16 protein-coding genes and 2 pseudogenes are annotated in these 19341 nt (G+C 36.9%); 9 read left to right on the forward strand and 9 right to left on the reverse strand.

The window, feature by feature from the left end:
• Positions 1 to 303: 303 nt before the first annotated feature.
• Positions 304 to 1278 (forward strand): helix-turn-helix transcriptional regulator, encoded by a 975-nt coding sequence (locus tag ACQKIM_RS08310; RefSeq protein ID WP_427541821.1) that lies wholly within the window; start codon positions 304 to 306, stop codon positions 1276 to 1278.
• Positions 1279 to 1347: 69 nt separating this feature from the next.
• A complete protein-coding gene (locus ACQKIM_RS08315) occupies positions 1348 to 1803 on the forward strand; it encodes an SRPBCC domain-containing protein (RefSeq protein ID WP_427541824.1) in 456 nt (151 codons plus the stop codon).
• A 259-nt stretch (positions 1804 to 2062) separates the two neighbouring features.
• Here the strand turns inward: ACQKIM_RS08315 and ACQKIM_RS08320 are convergent.
• The 4 genes and pseudogenes from ACQKIM_RS08320 to ACQKIM_RS08335 all read right to left on the reverse strand — a co-directional run.
• A pseudogene (locus ACQKIM_RS08320) lies at positions 2063 to 2623 on the reverse strand (DJ-1/PfpI family protein); the annotation flags it as partial.
• A gap of 14 nt (positions 2624 to 2637) precedes the next feature.
• Entirely contained in the window at positions 2638 to 3243 is a 606-nt protein-coding gene (locus ACQKIM_RS08325) for a TetR/AcrR family transcriptional regulator (RefSeq protein ID WP_427541827.1), read from the reverse strand.
• A gap of 144 nt (positions 3244 to 3387) precedes the next feature.
• Entirely contained in the window at positions 3388 to 4131 is a 744-nt protein-coding gene (locus tag ACQKIM_RS08330; protein ID WP_427541830.1) for an SDR family NAD(P)-dependent oxidoreductase, read from the reverse strand.
• A gap of 93 nt (positions 4132 to 4224) precedes the next feature.
• A pseudogene (locus tag ACQKIM_RS08335) lies at positions 4225 to 4323 on the reverse strand (SDR family oxidoreductase); the annotation flags it as partial.
• 259 nt (positions 4324 to 4582) lie between these two features.
• Here ACQKIM_RS08335 and ACQKIM_RS08340 point away from each other — a divergent pair.
• Complete coding sequence (locus tag ACQKIM_RS08340) at positions 4583 to 5704, forward strand: LuxR C-terminal-related transcriptional regulator (RefSeq protein WP_427541833.1); 1122 nt, start codon at positions 4583 to 4585, stop codon at positions 5702 to 5704.
• A gap of 530 nt (positions 5705 to 6234) precedes the next feature.
• Positions 6235 to 6783, forward strand: a complete 549-nt coding sequence (locus tag ACQKIM_RS08345; protein WP_427541836.1) for an RNA polymerase sigma factor — start codon at positions 6235 to 6237, stop codon at positions 6781 to 6783.
• Positions 6784 to 6907: 124 nt separating this feature from the next.
• Here the strand turns inward: ACQKIM_RS08345 and ACQKIM_RS08350 are convergent, their stop codons facing one another.
• The 5 genes from ACQKIM_RS08350 to ACQKIM_RS08370 form a co-directional block, all read right to left on the reverse strand.
• Entirely contained in the window at positions 6908 to 7354 is a 447-nt protein-coding gene (locus ACQKIM_RS08350; RefSeq protein ID WP_427541839.1) for a MarR family winged helix-turn-helix transcriptional regulator, read from the reverse strand.
• A 22-nt stretch (positions 7355 to 7376) separates the two neighbouring features.
• Complete coding sequence (gene spx, locus ACQKIM_RS08355; protein ID WP_004225558.1) at positions 7377 to 7781, reverse strand: transcriptional regulator Spx; 405 nt, start codon at positions 7779 to 7781, stop codon at positions 7377 to 7379.
• Positions 7782 to 8443: 662 nt separating this feature from the next.
• Positions 8444 to 10009, reverse strand: coding sequence for an ABC-F family ATP-binding cassette domain-containing protein (locus ACQKIM_RS08360; RefSeq protein ID WP_427541843.1), 1566 nt, complete (start codon positions 10007 to 10009; stop codon positions 8444 to 8446).
• Between the two features lie 34 nt (positions 10010 to 10043).
• Positions 10044 to 10229, reverse strand: a complete 186-nt coding sequence (locus ACQKIM_RS08365) for an SE1832 family protein (protein ID WP_427541846.1) — start codon at positions 10227 to 10229, stop codon at positions 10044 to 10046.
• Between the two features lie 199 nt (positions 10230 to 10428).
• Complete coding sequence (locus ACQKIM_RS08370) at positions 10429 to 11475, reverse strand: PseG/SpsG family protein (protein ID WP_427541849.1); 1047 nt, start codon at positions 11473 to 11475, stop codon at positions 10429 to 10431.
• A gap of 233 nt (positions 11476 to 11708) precedes the next feature.
• Between ACQKIM_RS08370 and ACQKIM_RS08375 the strand changes: the two genes are divergently transcribed.
• From ACQKIM_RS08375 to ACQKIM_RS08395, 5 genes are all read left to right on the forward strand, one after another.
• Entirely contained in the window at positions 11709 to 12554 is an 846-nt protein-coding gene (locus tag ACQKIM_RS08375) for an NAD(P)H-binding protein (RefSeq protein WP_427541852.1), read from the forward strand.
• A gap of 273 nt (positions 12555 to 12827) precedes the next feature.
• Positions 12828 to 13382 carry an NADPH-dependent FMN reductase gene (locus ACQKIM_RS08380; RefSeq protein WP_427541855.1) on the forward strand — a complete coding sequence of 185 codons (555 nt, stop codon included), beginning with the start codon at positions 12828 to 12830 and terminating at the stop codon, positions 13380 to 13382.
• Positions 13383 to 13502: 120 nt separating this feature from the next.
• Positions 13503 to 17285, forward strand: a complete 3783-nt coding sequence (locus ACQKIM_RS08385) for a DEAD/DEAH box helicase (RefSeq protein ID WP_427541858.1) — start codon at positions 13503 to 13505, stop codon at positions 17283 to 17285.
• A 2-nt stretch (positions 17286 to 17287) separates the two neighbouring features.
• Positions 17288 to 18040 (forward strand): hypothetical protein, encoded by a 753-nt coding sequence (locus tag ACQKIM_RS08390; RefSeq protein WP_427541861.1) that lies wholly within the window; start codon positions 17288 to 17290, stop codon positions 18038 to 18040.
• 147 nt (positions 18041 to 18187) lie between these two features.
• Positions 18188 to 19258, forward strand: a complete 1071-nt coding sequence (locus tag ACQKIM_RS08395) for a glycosyltransferase (protein WP_427541864.1) — start codon at positions 18188 to 18190, stop codon at positions 19256 to 19258.
• Positions 19259 to 19341: the final 83 nt, after the last annotated feature.

The following is a 19341-nucleotide window of genomic DNA, read 5'->3' on the forward strand; positions in this document are numbered from 1 at the left end:
TTTCGATAATAGAAATAGTATAACATAATTTTCTTACAGGAATGAAAACGAGAAGAAGTAGAAGCACATCAGGTTTTTACAATAGCATTCACAGTATAGTAGTTGCCCTCAGAAAAGTATTCAGTTGGGGTATTTTTCATCAAACTTTATTAAAAGCTTTAGCGAGATATTTTATAATAAAGTAGAATGTTCTTCAGAGTAAACTCCGTAAGTGGATTAATGAAAAGGTAAACATAGGTTTACATTTATGATATTTCACTAATTTTACGCTTTTTTGAATCCATGAGAAAGGAATCATTATACATGTCTAAAATGGTTAATATGCTTTCTATATTATGGCTCCTCAAAACGAGGAAACAATTGACTGCTAAGGAGCTAGCAGAGGAATTAGAAATCAGTATTCGTACGGTGTACCGCTATATTGATGCATTGTGCGCAAGTGGAGTACCAATCATTTCAGATGCAGGACATAATGGTGGGTACAGTTTATTGAATGAGTTTACAAAGGCACCTTTATTTTTTAACCTGGATGAGCAAAAAGCACTTGTTCATGCTGCAAAATTTGCAATAGATGCAGGGTATCCCTTTAGTGAAACGTTAGATGAAGCAATTTCTAAGTTAAAAATGTATACAAATGAGGAACAATTAAATCATATCAATCGGCATTTAAGAGGATTTGAAGTCATCCATCCTACTATTGAATCGTCTTTGAAATCCAATCTTCAAGATTTGGAAATTGCTGTTGCCGAAAGTTATAGATTGGCTATTGTTTATCATAAAGATAGGGGGATTGAGCCACAATCACGTCACATAGATCCTTATGGTCTTGTTTATTGGAAAGGCAAGTGGTACACAGTTGCTTATTGCCATCTGCGCGAAGAAATTCGAAGTTTTCGAATTGATCGTATTCAATCATTATCCAGAACAGATGAAAAATTTGATAGGCCCTTGGGGTTTTCAGCACGTACTTTCTTTTTAAAGGGTCTTTTACCTGATTCAAGTCAGCTTGAAAAACTCATTTCTGTCCGTATCAAAGGCAATGCGCATGTGCTTGATGATTTATGTCAGCATTGGTTATTTAATCATGCTTTAATAGAACGAAAAAACGACCAAGCTCTTTTTAAGGTTGATAAAGAGTCTATTCATTGCTTTGTACCTTACTTTCTACTTACCTATGGTAAATCTATTACTATTTTGGAGCCAACTTTATTGCAAGAAAAATTGGCAACGATCAGCTTTGAGTTATTCAATCATTATCAAAATACTTCACTTCACTGACCGTACTTGTCAGTGAAGTTTTTTTATAATGTACATGTTCATAATAAAATTTTAGGAGGAATAAAAATTATGAAGGATTTGAAGTATCAATTTTATATTGCAGGTACACCAGAGGAAGTATGGAAGGTACTTATCTCTCCCGAGGGTACAAAACAAATTTATTATGGGTCCGTCATTAAATCTACATTTCAAGTGGGCGATCTCTTGGAGTATGTCGGTCCTGGAGTAGATGGAGATGAAACCGTGCATGTTTACGGGAATGTATTGGAATATGAACCAAATCAGTTACTTCGATTTACTCACTATCCTGGAAAGTCATATATAAAAGATGATTATGCATTAGAGTCACGAATTTCCTATTTTTTAGAACCTATTGGCTCATGCACGAAATTGACACTCATTCATGACCAGTGGAAAGAAGGCGATTCCACTTATGAAAACAGCGACAAGGCTTGGTGGATGATATTAAGTAATACAAAGACTTTAGTAGAAACAGGAAGTACTCTAGAATTTGGTGAGGGTTAATAATCCGTCACAAATGGGTTATCAGAAAGGGAGTAGTAGAGCGTAATTTCTTAACTAATTTGTATCTAAAGATTTATGTATCTCATTGATTGTGAAATAAACAATTTTAATTGTGTAAAAAACCTTAACCATGGTCTATAATTTTTCACATATTAAGCTGTACAATTATCGGGCACGAAACTGTAGAGAATAATCCATTTTGACTAAACTTTCTTCAAAGTGGATTATTCTTATATTTCAAGCTTAATTTTTATATAAATTACATTTCAGGCTCTTTCTCAGAAAGCTCATGAAGTAGCTTTTTAATATTTTCAATTAAGGGTGCCGGGGCTTTTTTTATTGATCCTGTATCGAACGGTGGTTGTGGATCATATTCCAATATTAATTGAACCCCTTTACTAAGATCCTCTCCAAATTCCCAGGCAACTAATTGAAGAGCCATGTCAATACCTGAGGAGATTCCAGCCGCTGTTACTATTTTGTCTTGGCGAACAACTCTTTCTTCTGTTGGAATTGCACCAAGCGATTGAAGAATGTCAAAAGAACCCCAGTGACTAGTTGCCACTACATCATTCAATAAACCAGCAGCACTTAAAATCAATGAACCATTGCATACAGATGTAGTCCATTTAGTAGTCTCGTGCATTTTACAAATCCAGTTTAATGTTTCTTCGTCATTCATTGGATTTTTGTAGTTAGGGGGACTACAGCCAGGAACGACAAGAATATCAGCAGATGTAATTTCCGAAAAGCTATAATCTGCATGTAAATAACCCATTTTAGAATCCAGCTTTACAATTCCTTTTTCCTTAGCAACAAATTAGGAATTGAGTTTTAGACCTCTTGATTCTTAGCTGAGTAGTATTGTAGGAGTATTTTTATTTGTTGAATGCTATGGAGCATGTGCTCATTATTTAAGGATAAACGACTTGCCATGATAGCACCCTCTAAAGTAGAAAATAAAAAAGAGGCTATAGAATAGGAATCTATATCTTCGCTAAATTCCTGTGAGCAAATTCCTTCCTCAATAATAGAGTGTATAAAATGTAATGTTTCGTTATGGGCTTTTGCAGCTAACTCATGAAGTTCTTGGAAGCCGTCATCACTTTCGATAGCTGTATTAAGAAGGGGGCAACCACCATCTACTGGAGGATTGTGAACAGCATCTTGATAAATTTCAAACATGGCTATTAATTTATCTGTAGCTGAAGCTTTAAATTGCGTTGCTTCAAAATAATGCTTCCAAATGATTTCCATGGAATAAACAAAAGAAGCAATAGCAATTTCATTTTTGTTCTCAAAACGTCTATAAATGGCTCCCTTTGGTAATCCAGTTGCATTCATAATATCCTGTATAGAGGTTAGATTGTAGCCTTGTTTATTAAATAATTTAAGTGAGGTTTGGATAATCAGATCACGAGTTATATCTTCCTTCATCATTTATTGTCCTCCGTTACACGCTAATAATAAAACAGTATAGCATAATGTAATCGGCAAATTTGATACTAATAAAGAGTTTCTACATGGTATCAATAAAATAAGATCTGATTTCTGACAGATTCCAGAATCAGACCTTATGTTCAATTAATGCGCTGTATAGCCACCATCTACAAGAAGAGTTGTGCCATTTACAAAGCTTGCATCATCACTAGCTAAAAATAGGACAGCTTTCGCTATTTCCTCTGGTTTACCTAATCTACCTTGCGGATGAAGTGATGCTAAATATTCTTTCTTTTGAGCATCTACTGCTGCAAGTAGGGGAGTGTCAATATATCCAGGGCAAACCGCATTGACGCGGATGCCTTCTTTCGCATAAGCAGTACAAAGATTTTGTGTTAAAAGCTTAACGCCACCTTTTGCAGAGGAGTAGGCTGTTGGATTTGGTAGAGCTACAAAGCTATGAATTGAGCCTGCATTGACGATGACACCGCCAGTTCCTTGTTTAAGGAATTGTTCAATGGCATATTTATCAGAAAGAAATACACCTGATAAATTAATATCAATGGTTCTTTTCCATTTTTCGTAGGATAGTTCATGTGCAGGAGCATCATCTGCAACGCCCGCATTGGCATACATAATATCGAGCTTACCGTATTTATTAACGGTTTCATTAACCAAGTTTATAATGTCTTCTTCTTTTGTTACATCGGATTTCACGAAAAGTGTATCATAGCCATTATGATTTAATTCTTCTGAGATACTTTGTCCACGATCTGAGAAATCCGCAATTACAACTTTGGCACCCTCTTCAACAAATAGGCGAACAGTCGCTTCACCAATACCACTTGCCCCACCTGTTACAATAGCTACTTTATCTTTTAGTTTCATAGTTAATCCCGTCCTTTATTCCGTAATAACCCGATTAGTGAATACTAATAAACAATGGGGATGGAGAAAACCCCCCACTGATTAAGTCTCACTTTATTTTGCTGTTGCTCCGCCATCAATGACGATTTCTGCACCTGTCGAAAAAGAAGATTCATCGGATGCTAAAAATAACACCATATTAGCAACTTCTTTTGCAAATAATAGTGCAGTCTCTTTACCGATTCCTGTACCTCCACCTGTGATAATGGCCACTTTATTTTCCATTCTCATAACAAGCACGCACCCTTCTCTAGCTTTATGATGACCTTTGGCAGTAAAAATATTCGCTAATTGCTAACGATACTTTCATCATACTCGTTTCATTTTGAAATACTATCCTATAAGATGCTGTATAATAAAGAGTGAATATCCTTCATTTATAGGGGGTATTTTAGACGAAGGAGAAAAATCAATGACGCATCCATTTCATTTATATGAGGAAATCACGTTTCAAGAATTCGTCTTGTTTATTAAAGTTCACAGCAAACAGATTGAAGAAAATATAAATAATTATCTCAATTTAGAGCCATCTATTTCAGATATAGATCGAAAAAGCACTACTATGCTGTTGGATTCGTTTATTCGACTATTAACACATATGAACATTGAGGATATAGATGGGGAATATGAAAGCTATTTAGATACATGGCTACAATCGCAGCTAGCGATTATCAATACCAGAAGCTTTAATCTGTTTCAATTAATTTTTGAAAAGGCGTTAATTACTTTTATGATTCAACATAAACATAGTCGAATGCATGCAATTTTCATGCTCTTACTATCGATTTTTACTTATCTTGTACAGAAATGTGAGGGGGAGAATAAGGCAACATATATGCCTTTAGAAGATGAAAAACTAAAAAATCTTTTATCATTGGATCATTTGAATAAGCTATTAATCCGTTCCTCTGGCTATCAAGATTTAGCCTATATTTTAAGAAAATGCGAGGAGTATTTTCAATATAAAAGATGTGTCTTTTATGCGTATGTGCCATGGTCCAATCAATTCTATGGAGCAATTGGTGCGGAGCTTCCGAAAGTACAGAGCATGAAAGGGCAGCTTACAGAACAGCATTCAGTTTTTGACTCCAAGAAGCCAATTTACTTAAAGAATCCTAAAAATTACGTTAAAGAGGAGCATATTAAATTATTTAACTTATCCTCCGTTATCTTTGTACCGATTGTTCATCAAGATCAATTATTTGGTTGGCTTACATTTGATCAACTAGGTGAGGAATTTGATTGCTCTAAAGAAGAGTTAGAGTTACTTGCCCAGGTGGGGAAACGTTTAGGCTTATTTTTATCACGAAAGGGTAAAAATAAGGAGGTTTCTTCCGAGCTACATTTAACAGAAAGGGAATCTATGATTTTAGGATTGCTGGCGGAAGGGTATGACAATAAAAAAATAGGTAGTTTATTGTTTTTAAGTGAGCATACCGTCAGAGATTATGTCAGTAGTTTAATGACAAAGTTAAAAGCAAAAAATCGTACGCAGGTTGTTGCCTCTGCTTTTCGCCTGGGGCTGTTAAATTAGATAAAGGTTGATAAAACGATGTTCTTTCATGCCGGTTATGCATATATCTTATCCTATAGCTCCCACTAGATTTACAAGTGTATTGTATGGTTTCTGCTGGTTTGTAACACTATCAATCGAAATATTTGTTACATGGAGACAACAAAATCAAGCCGAAACACTAAAAAAATTCCTCTCATTTTCAACACATTTTATTGGAATGTAGGGGCACAATTGATAAATGAAAAACTGCTCACCTGCTATTACGGTATGGCAGTTTCTTTTTTAGTTTATGAAATAACAGAAAAATAAAAATATTGATTTACACGAATACTATTGAAACTAACATAAAAAATAGGGAAGTGGTGCATGATAAAACGGTTATTTAGGGATAAGAAATATAGTAGTAAAACAATTTTTACGAATATTACAAGTGATAGTATCTAAGCTTACATGATTGTAATGAAATTGAAAGCCAATACGATAGAGTGTAATACATTATTTTGCGAGAATGTGTATAGAAGCAAGAACAAGAAGCGGAGGAATACACAATGAATGAAAAATTAGAAGGCGTATATGAGGAATTTAATCGTTACATATACCATTTATGTTTAAAACTTACTCGCAATAATGTAGAAGCTGAAGATTTAATGCAAGAAGTTTGGGTAAAAGTTGTTCGCTATGAAGATAGCGTGGCCGAAGTGGAGCATATTAAAGCTTGGCTTACTACAATTACGATGAATACATTTAGAGATCGCTATCGCAAAAAAGTGCGACGTAGTAAATATATGATGAACCAACCTGAAACATTAGACGTTCCGATTTTAGATTTGGTTCCCAACAATGATATTTCAACGGAAGAAAAAATTGAAAAAGATATCGTTACGAAATTAGTACAGGATAAAATGGAGCAATTAGATGGTATCTATCGAAAAACGTTATGGTATTTCTACATAGACCAATATTCACTTGCCGAAATCTCTACGATTATGAAAGTTTCCATTGGAACTGTGAAATCTCGTTTATTCCGTGCAAAGGCTCGTTTAAAAGAAATGCTAATGTCTGATGTGTCAATTGTAGAAGCGGTGCTGCCAGCATAATAGTATGAATTGGCCGCAAAGCGCAATTACTTAGACGGAAGTATTCGAACGGCTAAATGAAAAGGGATGCATTGCAAAATGATTTGCGATGCATCCTTTTTATATTTTATAAACTTGATAAAGGTCATTCCTGTCGGTTTGGATCAAACTCAAGTAAACATTTTGCGAAAATATCACGAAGTGTTTGAACCTCCTCAGCTGAGAGCATACCAAACATATTGGTGATAATTTCACTTACTTGCTGGCGGGATTCCTTTAAAATATTTTCGCCTTCCGAAGTGATCACTAATTGTGAGGCTCGTCTATCTGTTGCGTGTTGTGTTTTTTCAATAAAGCCAGCATTTATTAGCTTACTTGTTAACACAGTGACACCACCTGTCGTCACTTTTAACCGATCAGCAATGGCAGAAGGGCGCTTTGGACCCTCCTGCGATAAATAGTCTAAAATTAAAATATGGGATTTTGAAAAGCCGAGTACATTATGATTATTCCACTCGTTCGCCCACTTACGCTCAATGGAAAATACGACTTCAAACAACGAGGTAATGGCTTTCTGTTTTTCTTGATCCATATAGGTCATCTCCAAAACTGTTTTAACTTTCTTGTGCCAATCTTGTCATCGCATTTAATTCGTAAGCACGTACTTTACGTGGAATAAAACGACGGATGTCCATTTCATTGTACCCAACTTGAATACGTTTTTCATCAATTATGATTGGGCTACGTAGCATTCTTGGATGAGCTTGAATAATAGCAAATAGCTCTTGAATTGAAAGTTGGTCAATATCAATATTTAAATTTTTAAAATCATTTGAGTTTGTTGCGATAATTTCGTCTGTTCCATCCTCTGTCATGCTTAAAATTTCTTTGAACTCTGCAAGTGTCAGTGGATGTGAAGTAATACGTTTTTCTTTATATTCAATATTGTGATCTTTTAACCATTTAAGTGCTTTTCTGGATGAAGAACAGCTCGCCTGTGAGTAAATTGTAACTGTCATTCTTCATTCCTCGCTTTCTTTTTTAGATTATATTTTATAAATATCTTATTAGTAAGTTAAATAGTTTATACATATATCTTACTAGTAAGCTATATATAAATCAATAGTTAATTAAAAAAACTTCATAGAAAAATGCTATTTTTTCAACTACATTAAAGTATACGCAGAAGAGAACGAAAAGTTTCGTAAAATCAGCTTACAATGATGTAAGTTTATCCAATACTCATGTATGAAGAACATAGGATGTGGAGAGTAAATCTAATAGATGGAAAGAGAGTCTGATTTAGAGAAAGAGCTATAGTAGTTATTCCACTGATTATATTATGATGAAATATTGGCGTTTATGCATAAAAATATCTATTTATATTTTTGGAGAGTTGGAACTATGGGGAGAGCGGGGAGAAGGCTCGGGTAGAGGAAGGAGTTGCTCAGGCGAGTAGAGGAACCGCTCGGGTAGCTGAAGAAAGTGCTCAGGTAGTCAGAGTAACCGCTCGGGTAGTCGAAGAAAATGCTCGGGTAAGTGGAAGAACTGCTCAGACAGCCAAAAAAACCGCTCAGGTAACTGGAGGAATGGCTCAGATTAGCCAGAAAATCGCTTCTCAATCAAAAAAGAGGGCAGTCCCAAGTGATAGATTCATCACACTGGAACGGCCCCGATTAAATTAGCTTTGTTGTCCTGAAGTAAACCAATCTTGGACGTTCCATACTTTAGTTGCGAGACCTTCATAAAAATCAGGTTCATGGCTAACGAGTACGATTGTTCCTTTAAATTCCTTCATGGCACGTTTTAATTCGTCTTTTGCATCAACATCTAAGTGGTTTGTCGGTTCGTCAAATACTAGCCAGTTTGCTTCTTCCATCATCAGCTTACATAAGCGCACCTTTGCTTGCTCACCGCCAGATAAAGAGTTAAGAGGGCGCGTAATATGCTCCGTTTTTAGTCCCGCGCGTGCTAATGCTGCTCGTACTTGAGCTTGCTCCATTGAAGGGAAGGCATTCCAAACATCATCGATTGGCGTAATTTTATCAGCCTTTACTTCCTGTTCAAAGTAGGACGGATAAAGGTAATCCCCACGAACAACCTTTCCATCTAGTGGATTGATTTTACCAAGCATCGTTTTTAACAATGTAGATTTCCCAACGCCATTCATCCCAACAAGTGCGATTTTTTCGCCTCTCTCAATATTGAAAGTCAATGGGGGCAGTAATGGCTTTTCCTTGTCATAGCCAATCACTAGGTTTTCGGCCTCCACCACATAGCGGCTTGATGAACGTGCCTCTTTAAAGCTGAATTCAGGTTTTACTGCAGTTTCAGGACGATCAATACGTTCTAAACGATCAAGCTGTTTTGCGCGAGATTTTGCACGGCCTGTCGTTGAATAGCGCGCTTTATTTTTTGCGATGAAATCCTCTTGTTTCTTAATAAACTCTTGTTGCTTTTCATAAGCTTCAATATGCTGACGTTTATTAATTTCAGCAAGCTCTAGAAACTTTTCATAGGTTGCAGTATAGCGAGTTAATTTAGAAAATTCTAGCTGGAAAATCACGTCTACTGTTTCATTCATAAACTCTGTATCATGCGAAATTAATAAGAAAGCATGTGGATAATTCTTTAAATAGATTTTCAACCATGAAATATGTTCTTCATCTAGATAGTTTGTTGGCTCATCCAATAATAAAACTTTGGGCTTTTCTAATAAAAGCTTTGCTAGTAAAACCTTTGTACGTTGTCCGCCAGAAAGAGCAGCAACATCACGCTCTAATCCGATTGCGTCAAGACCTAGACCGCGTGCAACCTCTTCAATTTTCATATCAAGCGTATAGAAATCACCTGCGTCAAGAGCATCCTGTACCTCAGCCATTTGCTCTAATAACACCTCTAATTCCTCAGGTGTTGCGTCAGCCATTTTTCCAGTAATGTCATTCAGTTCTTCTTCTTTTTTATATAAAGGAAGAAAGGCATCGCGTAATACATCGCGCATAGTACGACCAGCCGTCAATACAGTATGTTGATCTAAATAACCATAATGAGTTCCCGGCAGCCATTCTACCTTGCCAGTATCGTGAATTGCTTGGCCTGTAATGATACCCATTAATGTAGATTTACCAACACCGTTTGCCCCTACAAGTCCAATATGATCCCCTTCTACTAAGCGAAAGGATACATCCTTAAAAAGAGTACGGTCACCGAATGAATGACCTAAATTTTCAACTGTTAATATTGCCATATATGTTCCTCCAACTAATTATCCTGTTTATATCTTAAAGTTCTGTTAATTGTTTATTTAACTCTGCTAGTTTTGCTTCCATATTCGCAAGGCGTTGCTCTGCTTTTGCCACCTGATCATTATGACCAGTGGATTCGAGTTTTTCAATATCGCCCTGTAAATTTATATAATCCATTTTTAGCTCTTTAATTTGGTATTCAATGTCGCTTTTTGTTGGCATGATGATTGCTCCTTTTACATATTTGTATTGCGAATGCGTATAAAAGCGATGGAGGCTTTTCCCATCCCCCACCGCTTATTTGTTAAAATCAATCGGGTACGTATCATGTTTGAAATCACAAATGCTATACCAGAATGCAATGGATAAACATAAGTGAAAAATTCTAATATATTGTATCATATTCACCTTCAAAGTAGCACTAAGTTGAAGCGATATTATGTCGATCGTAAGCGAAATCTAATAGCATGGAATGCAGTGTTTCATTATTACCGTCAAGATTTAGCTGTCGTTGTTTTTTGACAGCTCTTTCACTTCGAGCCTCATGTAATAGGAACTCCATAACAGCATTTTGAATTTGTGATTGCTTCATTTTACGACCAAGACCAAGATGAATAAAGCCGTTTTGCTCTCGAGGAAATGCATGTAGAAGCTCAGCCTCTGTCTGTGCAAGCGTAATACAAGGAACGCCATACGAGGCGACTTTATAAGGTGTGTAATTGGCATTACAAATCATAACATCGGTCTTTGGTAGTAGTTTTAGGAGTGCATTTTTGTCGCGAAGAATAGCTGTGTTGCGACGACTGAGCACCATCATCTGCAAATCCTCAATTGCATGTTGATAGCTATCATCAATCATCACGGTAATTTGTAGTGGAATTTGTAGCTGCGTTAAGTGTCGAAGAGTGCGGTAGGTAAGGTTATGCTCGTCCCCATCCTCAAAAGCAACAACGATATGGGGTGGGTCTTCAGGTGTTTTACTTTCTGGAATATCTTTGAAGTTCTGATATACTTCAGGTACTGCGAAAACAAAGCTACCGCCTATATAATGTGATGGTAAGTAATCTTTCACTTCTTGATAGAGTGCTAGTAAAACACAGTCACAGGCTTGACCACCATCACCGAAATCGTCAAAGTGAAGTATAGTCTTGCAGAATGGACGTAAATTCTCTACTTGCCAGCTTTCAGAGTTACGACCATCCCTTACAATTAAATCAGGTTGTAGTTCCTTTATTTGTTTTGGTAGTTCATCAAAATGGTCGAATAGAATTGGCGAAAGGTTTTCATGCATTAAAATTTGAATCCCATCATTTGAAGGGGTTTTTACAAATATCAAAATTTTTTCATTTGTAAATAGCTTGGCTAACGTTGCAACCCGTTCAAAAGGATACAGCCCTTTATCAATACAGCTTTCAATAATGAAAACAATCGTCTTTTTCAGCTCTGTTGCTTGAGTTTCGTTTTGCAAATGTATCCCATCCTTTCATCTGTCTATTTAAATTATGGTGAATAATGGGCAAGTATGTGTAAAAATTAGGATTAGATTATTTGGAATATGAAACTCTTTCAATCTGATAACCTTTGATAAAGCCTGTACTGTTAAAAGTTTGTGATAAAAAACACTTCTTTTACCGATAAATAAAGTAGATAGCTTAATAGTATTGTTTTGTTAGGTATACGAATGTGAAGGGGGTACATCCAATGGGAATGCGTGCAGCAATTGTTGTAGGGGCTACAGGTTTAACTGGTACCTCACTTGTGGAACAATTATGTGAAAATGATGAATATGTTTCAGTTTTGGTTATTGCTCGAAGAAAGCCCATGTTTACGCATCCAAAGCTTGAAGTGAAAATCCGTGATTTTGATACTTTAGAAGAAAAGGATATAGAATTTGCGCATGAATTGTATTGTTGTTTAGGGACAACGATAAAAAAAGCGGGTTCTCGTGAAATGTTCGAAAAAGTTGATTTTGAATATCCACTTGCTATCGCCTCATTAGCAAAAAAACGTGGTATCCCACATATGCTTGTGATTACAGCGATGGGGGCAAATGAGAGTTCTCCATTTTACTATAATCGTGTAAAGGGGAAGCTAGAGCATGATCTTATAGAGCTAGGCTTACAGAGACTTTCAATAATACGCCCATCATTATTAGTGGGTGAGCGAGAGGAATTTCGCTTGGGTGAAAAGGCAGGAGAGAAAATGTTAAAGGTGGCCAAACCTCTATTAGTGGGGCCACTTAAACGTTCGAGGGCAATTGATGCCTCACAGGTTGCAAAAGCGATGATCGTTATTGCACTACATGGTAAGAAGCAGCCTGTTTCGATTTATCAATCTCAAGAGCTAGCGAAGTTAGATTTCCCAGAAATAAAGGAAGAGGATGTTTCGCGGGAGAATTTATTTAATTGGGAAAAGCGCAAATTATCTTCTGAAATTGATGAAGGCGATAAAGTAAACCGAGAGGTCATTATAAATCGGGATAAATATAAAATTGAGGAAACCGTTGTAGATAAGGAAGTTAATTTTCATCATCGAGAGGATGAATAAAAAATGCTCTCTCAACAAAACGAGGGCACTGAAAAAGTCGATTTGCACCACTTTTTTCTGGCAAATCGACTTTTTCAAGTTTTTAATTCTAACAAAAGAGAGATTTCTAAATAAAAAAGCCCTTTTTAGTTTTTTAGTGCCCCTCAATAAAACGAGGGAATTGTGTTCCGCCTAAAGACTGAATTTACGTTTTTCACTATTGCTCTGCTTTTCGAGCATCTATTCATTTGTTACAATATTATTGTAGAAGATGACTGTGGAGGCAAAGTGAAAATGAAAATTTTACTCGTTGATGGCACAATGTTTGGTCGTAAAACAGGTGCTATTTTAGAGCAGGTGGAGCAGTATATTAAGGAATTAAATGCTAGTTTCGATTTAGAAATTATGCATTTTAGTCAATATAAGCATCAAATTGTTGACGGGTCACCGTTAAATGATGATATGAAGAACATGATTCAGAAATTCGAGGAAGCGGATGCGTATATTATTGCCACACCCATTTTCCAAGCATCGATTCCAGGTGTTTTGAAAAATGCTTTTGATTTCTTACATCCGAAAACAATGCGCTATAAGCCAGTGTCAATCGTAGCAAATGGTGGTACCTATCAACACCATTTAGTAGTAGAAAATCAATTAAAGCCGATTTTAGACTACTTCCGTGCACTTGTTACACCTAACTATGTGTACACGCATACATCTCATTTTGATGCAGACAATCATATTGTAGATGAAGATGTTCATAATCGTTTGCGTGAGCTAGCTCGTGTATTTGTTCAGTATTGTGAAATGAGCAAAACATTGCCAAAGGAAACGATTGATCAACATTAAGATTTAAGCTTTATCCCTTGTATGGTGGAAGAAAATCACTATGCAGGGGATTTTTCTTTTTAAGTATCCTTTTTCATTGTGATAAAATAGGATTTTAGCAATCGGAAAGGAGGGCTGCTCATGCAGGACATCGCTTTACTAGAAAAGCAACGCTGTAATCTTATTTTGACCAATAAGGCCAAGGAAGCGGTAGAGGAATGCTCGGCAAATGAGCATGCCTTTTTTGCGTTACAAAAATCTTTTACAGTGTACATAGAAAAGCGTAAAGCTAAAACGATAGGCGAAACGTTTTTATCCGTTTATTTTAATGCAGAGCATAATGAAAAACTAAACGAAGTTCTAGCAAAAAAAACAGCCATTATGGATTGTGTGCTAAAGGTAGAGGGTCTGTTAGCTACAAATATTCGTTTTGTTCATATGCATGGTCCGATTAATACCAATCGACGCTTACCAGCAGCATTACAATTTATCACAAAGCCTAATAATGGTGCGGGTATTCCTCTTGAGCTTCATACAAAGATTAGAGAGCTGCCGATAGCTGAGGAACGTACAGAATATGTGAAAAAGCGTATTTCGAGCTGGGAAGGCTATTTAAAAATTCAAGAACGTGATGCGACTATTGATGATATTCATACAGAGTTTAAGCAAAGCTATTTTAATGAAGATTTTTCAAGGCTTACAATTGTATGTCCATATATAAAGTCTAAGGAATGGAAGAAGCTTGAAGGTTTAAGTGTTAGCATTCAAGGAGTTCGTGGTGAAATTGGACAAGTACTAAAAACAAATGCAGGGAAACAGACTGTAGAAATTGACCTGAAGCCTTTTGTACAGGATTTGGCTCGTAAAGATCAGCTGCATTTACGTTCTAAACAGGCAAGCTTTAGTAATTTTGCTACATTGAGTCAGATTAGACGATTACGTAATGGTTTTACAAAGCTAGAAAAGGGTGAGGCCGTTAATCCTCATTTAGAAACAATCTTATTTGAAAGACGCCCAACTGTTCGAGCTTCAAAGCTACGTGAGGATATTGTTTTTCATAATCATTTGAATGAATATCAGCAGCGAGCCGTCCTAGGGGCATTATCTGTTGAAGATTTGTACGTAATTCAAGGACCTCCTGGAACGGGAAAGACAACTGTTATTTCAGAGATTTGTCAGCAAAATGTCAAGGCTGGATTAAAAACACTTGTTGCTTCTCAATCTAATTTAGCGGTTGATAATGCATTAGGACGCCTTCTCTCCAATCAGGAAATTCGAATTTTACGCTATGGTAGAACAGAAAGCATTGAAGAAGAAGGTAAAAAATTTATTGAGGAAAATGTTGCTCTTCACTGGCGTGAGCAAACTCTCGCAGCGATTAAAGAGGAAATTTCAGCCTTTACTGAGCGTGAACAAGAGCTAAAAGCAGACATTAACAAGGCTAACGAAGAGCAGATCAAACTTAAGGCATGGCTTGAGGACCTGACAAAAGAGATAGCGGCAAAAGAGCAGGCAGCTATAGATGAGCCCGTTTTACAGCAGGCGATTCAAGCTTTAAAAAAAGAATTAAAGGCTACAAAAGCTGAGCAGCAGGAGTGTGAGGCGCAAAAAGAGCACTATGAAAAACAACTGGCACAAATTGAGCCTACTGTAAAGTCGCTTGAGCAGGTTCTTATTGAAAATCCATCAGCTGAGCAGCTGCAAAATGTGATTCAGGAGACTACTAAAAAGATTGAGCAACTAGAAGCCGCTGCCCAATATAAGGAGCTACAGGAGCAAAAGCAACAGTTAGCTTTCCAGTTTAAGGATATCCAAGTGAAATATGAGGAAGAAAGCAATCGACTGCATTTAATGAAGGACGCACAAAAATATATTGGTACTTTACTTTCCTATGAGCGAATTCAGCGATTTTTACAGCATTATCAAATACAACCATCCTATGTACTAACACAGCAAATTGAAAGGGTTCAGCATTTAGAGGATGCTAAAGATGTAAATGCATGGGCAACGATTAATACGCGTCTACAAAAGGCCATTGCTAAGCTTGAGTCATTGCTTGCAGATGATGCGAGAGAACGCGCCCTTGCTAAAAGTAGAGTACAGCCAGTTCAGTCGTTTTCATTACAAAATCTAACAGGTGTCTTTGCACAGCTCAATCAAGCCTTTCAAGATGGGCAATCACCATCAACTGAGCAGCTTGAAAGCTATTTGCTGGGGCTGTATATGCGTCGTGATTTTGTCTGGCAAAAAGGTGTTGCCCTCAAACAGCAACAGCAGCATAAAGATCAAGAATTTGAATTGCTGCGTAAAAATATTAGCTCTTTAATTCATCAAGAATGTGCCATTACGAGCTTTGACGTTCAAAGCTTACAGAGACAATTGCAGCCATTTATACAGCATACAGAACGACTACAGCAGCTAGCTGAGACATTCCAAATAGATGTTGAACCAGAGGAATCTGTAGAGCAGTTGAAAATGCTTGTATCACAATCAAAATTTGCCCTTCAGACCACACAAAAGCAGCTAGAAGCAGTTGTGCAGGCAAATGTACAGCTCCTGCCAAAGAAAGCGGTACTTCAAACAGCGAAAACTAGCTTACAAGAAGTTGAACAGCAGCTTTCACAAATAGACGAAAGTCTAAAGGAAATAAATATTGCTGGATTAAAGAAGGAAAAGCAACTCACAGCTTGCACTAAGCTCCTGCAATCAACACCAGAACGCACGTATGAGGAAGTAGAAGAAGCGATTAAATCATCTCAAACAGCTTTAGAGGAAATGCAACGTAAGGAACAGCAGCTACCTTTAAGGAAAAAATTACAGGAGCAATGGCGTGACAAGCTACAAAACGCTACTGAATATGATTTAGATGAGATTCGTAAATTATATGTACGTCATGCTAATGTTATTGGTACAACATGCGTTGCTTCGGCAAGTAAGGAGTTTATGGAAAACTATCCTACATTTGATGTAGTTATAATTGATGAAGTATCCAAAGCAACACCCCCAGAGCTCTTATTACCAATGCTAAAGGGGAAGAAGATTATCTTAGTGGGCGATCATCATCAGCTACCGCCATTACTTGGAGATGATACGTTAGAGGAAACCTTAAAGACGATGCTGGATGAAAATCCAAACTTTGAGGGTGCACAGGAATTAAAGAACTTGCTGCGTGAATCCTTATTTGAACGTTTATTTAATAATCTGCCTCATAGTCATAAGCAAATGCTTGCATTGCAGTACCGTATGCATGAAAAAATCATGCATAGTATTACACCGTTTTATGCGAAGGAAGAGAATGGCTTACAATGTGGTTTACCAGATTCCGATGCTGCACGCGACCATTGCTTAGAAGGTCAGTTTGTTAACCGAGATGACCATTTGTTGTGGATTGATATTCCTACTGAAAAACCTTATCTGGAGGAGCAGGTAAAGGGAGGAACGAGTCGTTACAATGAGGGTGAATTACAAACTATTCGACGTATTTTAATAGATTTAAATAATGCTGTTATCGCAGCAAAAGAGGCTGGTCGAATGCCACAAGATGCACAAAAAAGTGTTGGTGTCATTAGCTTCTATGGTGAGCAGGTTAAGAGAATAAATCGTCTTCTTCAGCAGGAATTACAGTTACCCCATCTCCAATTTAGAACAGGAACTGTCGATAAGTTCCAAGGGATGGAGATGGACGTCATATTAGTTAGTATGGTCCGTAATACCCCTAAAGGAGGAGATATTGGCTTTGCAAGAGATTATCGCCGTTTAAATGTCGCCTTATCTCGTGCGCGAGAACTATTACTACTTGTTGGAAGTGCTGAGATGTTTGCAAAACGTGCCAAGCATCAGGATACACAAGAAATGTATAGCAATCTCTTAAATACAGTAAAATCCTATAATGGCTTGCGTAATCATGAAGGACAGGTGATGTAGATTTGTCAAAATTACAGCAACGCTTAATGCGCGAACTTCAACAAAATCGAACGATTAAAATTGTTAAAACGGCTGAATGGTGTATTCCAATACGCACGGTAGAGGTGACATATGAACCTGTACGGCGTTCAACAATGGATGTTTTAATGACGATGCTGTTAATTAGCATACAGGAAGCGAATTTTAGTAGTGCACAGGAGCTAAGTGAGCTGTTACTGGTAGATCCTTTATTCATAGAGGATTTAGTGTTATTAATGTCTAGAGTAAGTCTAATTGAGAAACAGGAAGGCTTTTATCAATTAACCTCTAAAGGACAGCAGCAGCTAGAGCGTGGAATTTTTGAGGAGGAGCTAGAGCTGGAGATGGCTACCCTATATTATAGTCCATGTCATCTCGCATTTCTTACAGTTGACGTGAATCATATGGAAGAATACGAAGAGCTACCAGAGCTATATCGCTATGTGGATAAAGAGGCAGAGCAGCAGGAGCATTTTGAAGAAGCTACATTAATAGCTGCACTTCAGCAAGAGGATGACGAAGAAGCTGGCCTCTCTCAAAAAATAATCTCAAAAATTGTTCAAGCAGACGCAAAGCAAATTAATGATATTCCATGCCTTGAATTTGTTCTTTATGATAAAGAGCAGGATATTCTGTTTGCGCGTGTTTGGAACACCCTATTACATCAATGGGATCAACACCTTGAACAACAGCTCACAGAAAAAGAACAACTGCGATGGCGTGAACAATATTTATAAGGCAAAAACGAACGTGATTAGCGTTCGTTTTTTTTTGCATTTAGAAGAAGCTGGGCGATAACTGAAAAAATAAGGTGATAAATTGAAAAAATGTTTCGATATATCGATGAGTCTGCATATATTACTACAAATAAAAGGAGGGGACATATGTTTACGATTAGTTTATGTATGATTGTTAGAAACGAAGAATGTATTATTGAAAGATGCCTAGATTCTGTTCAGCATGTAGTGGATGAAATCAATATTATTGATACGGGATCGACTGATCGTACAAAAGATATCGTCCAAAACTATACCTCACGTATTTACGATTTTATATGGTGTGATGATTTTGCAAAGGTACGAAACTTTTCCTTTCAGCAGGCAACGAAAGATTATATCCTGTGGCTTGATGCAGATGATGTGATAACAAGTGAACATCAACAAAGGCTACTTCAGCTTAAACATTCTTTGTATCCTAATGTTGATGCTGTTTCTATGGATTATGATATAACACTAGATGCAGATGGCTGTGTAGAGTCACGTGAAAAAAGATATCGTCTTGTAAAACGACTGTGTCATTTTCAGTGGCATGGTGCTGTCCACGAATATTTAGAAGTATCAGGCCAGCTTTATCATAGTAATATAGCGGTGACACATTTACCTTTAACAAGAGATGCTCATCGTAATATTCGTATTTATGAGCGTTTAAAGAAAGACGGGCATTCATTTTCAGCTAGGGATACATTCCATTATGCCAATGAATTAAAAAATCATCAGCGTTTTTTAGAAGCTATTAATCAATATCATGGCTTCCTAGATTTTGTAACAGGCTCTGCTGATGATAAAATTCAGGCTTGCTTAAATTTAGCGGATTGCTATCAGGAGCTACATGATGTCAAACAAGCGAATCAAGTTATATTGCAATCATTATTGTATGATCGACCAAGACCAGAAACATGCTGCCGAATGGGTCTATTTTTTATGGATCAATTTAAAAATAAAGAGGCGATTTACTGGTACTCACAAGCTTTACAGCAGTCTTCGGAACAGCTATTTAGTATTCATAAGCCTGCATTTTCTACATGGCTTCCACATTTACAGTTAAGCCTGCTCTACAATCGTTTGCGTCTCTACGAAAATGCCCATCAACATAATGAAGCAGCCCGTCAATACAAACCGAATGACTCACGTATACTTGAGAATCGAAAATACTTGCTAAAGCAGTTAAAAAAATAATGAATTGAGATGACTTTAAGGGAAAGGAACTTCAATAAAATGAACATAAATACCATGACCAATTAACACTGAAATAATAACAA

This window comes from Lysinibacillus sp. NPDC047702 (assembly GCF_050272555.1).
GTDB lineage: Bacteria > Bacillota > Bacilli > Bacillales_A > Planococcaceae > Lysinibacillus.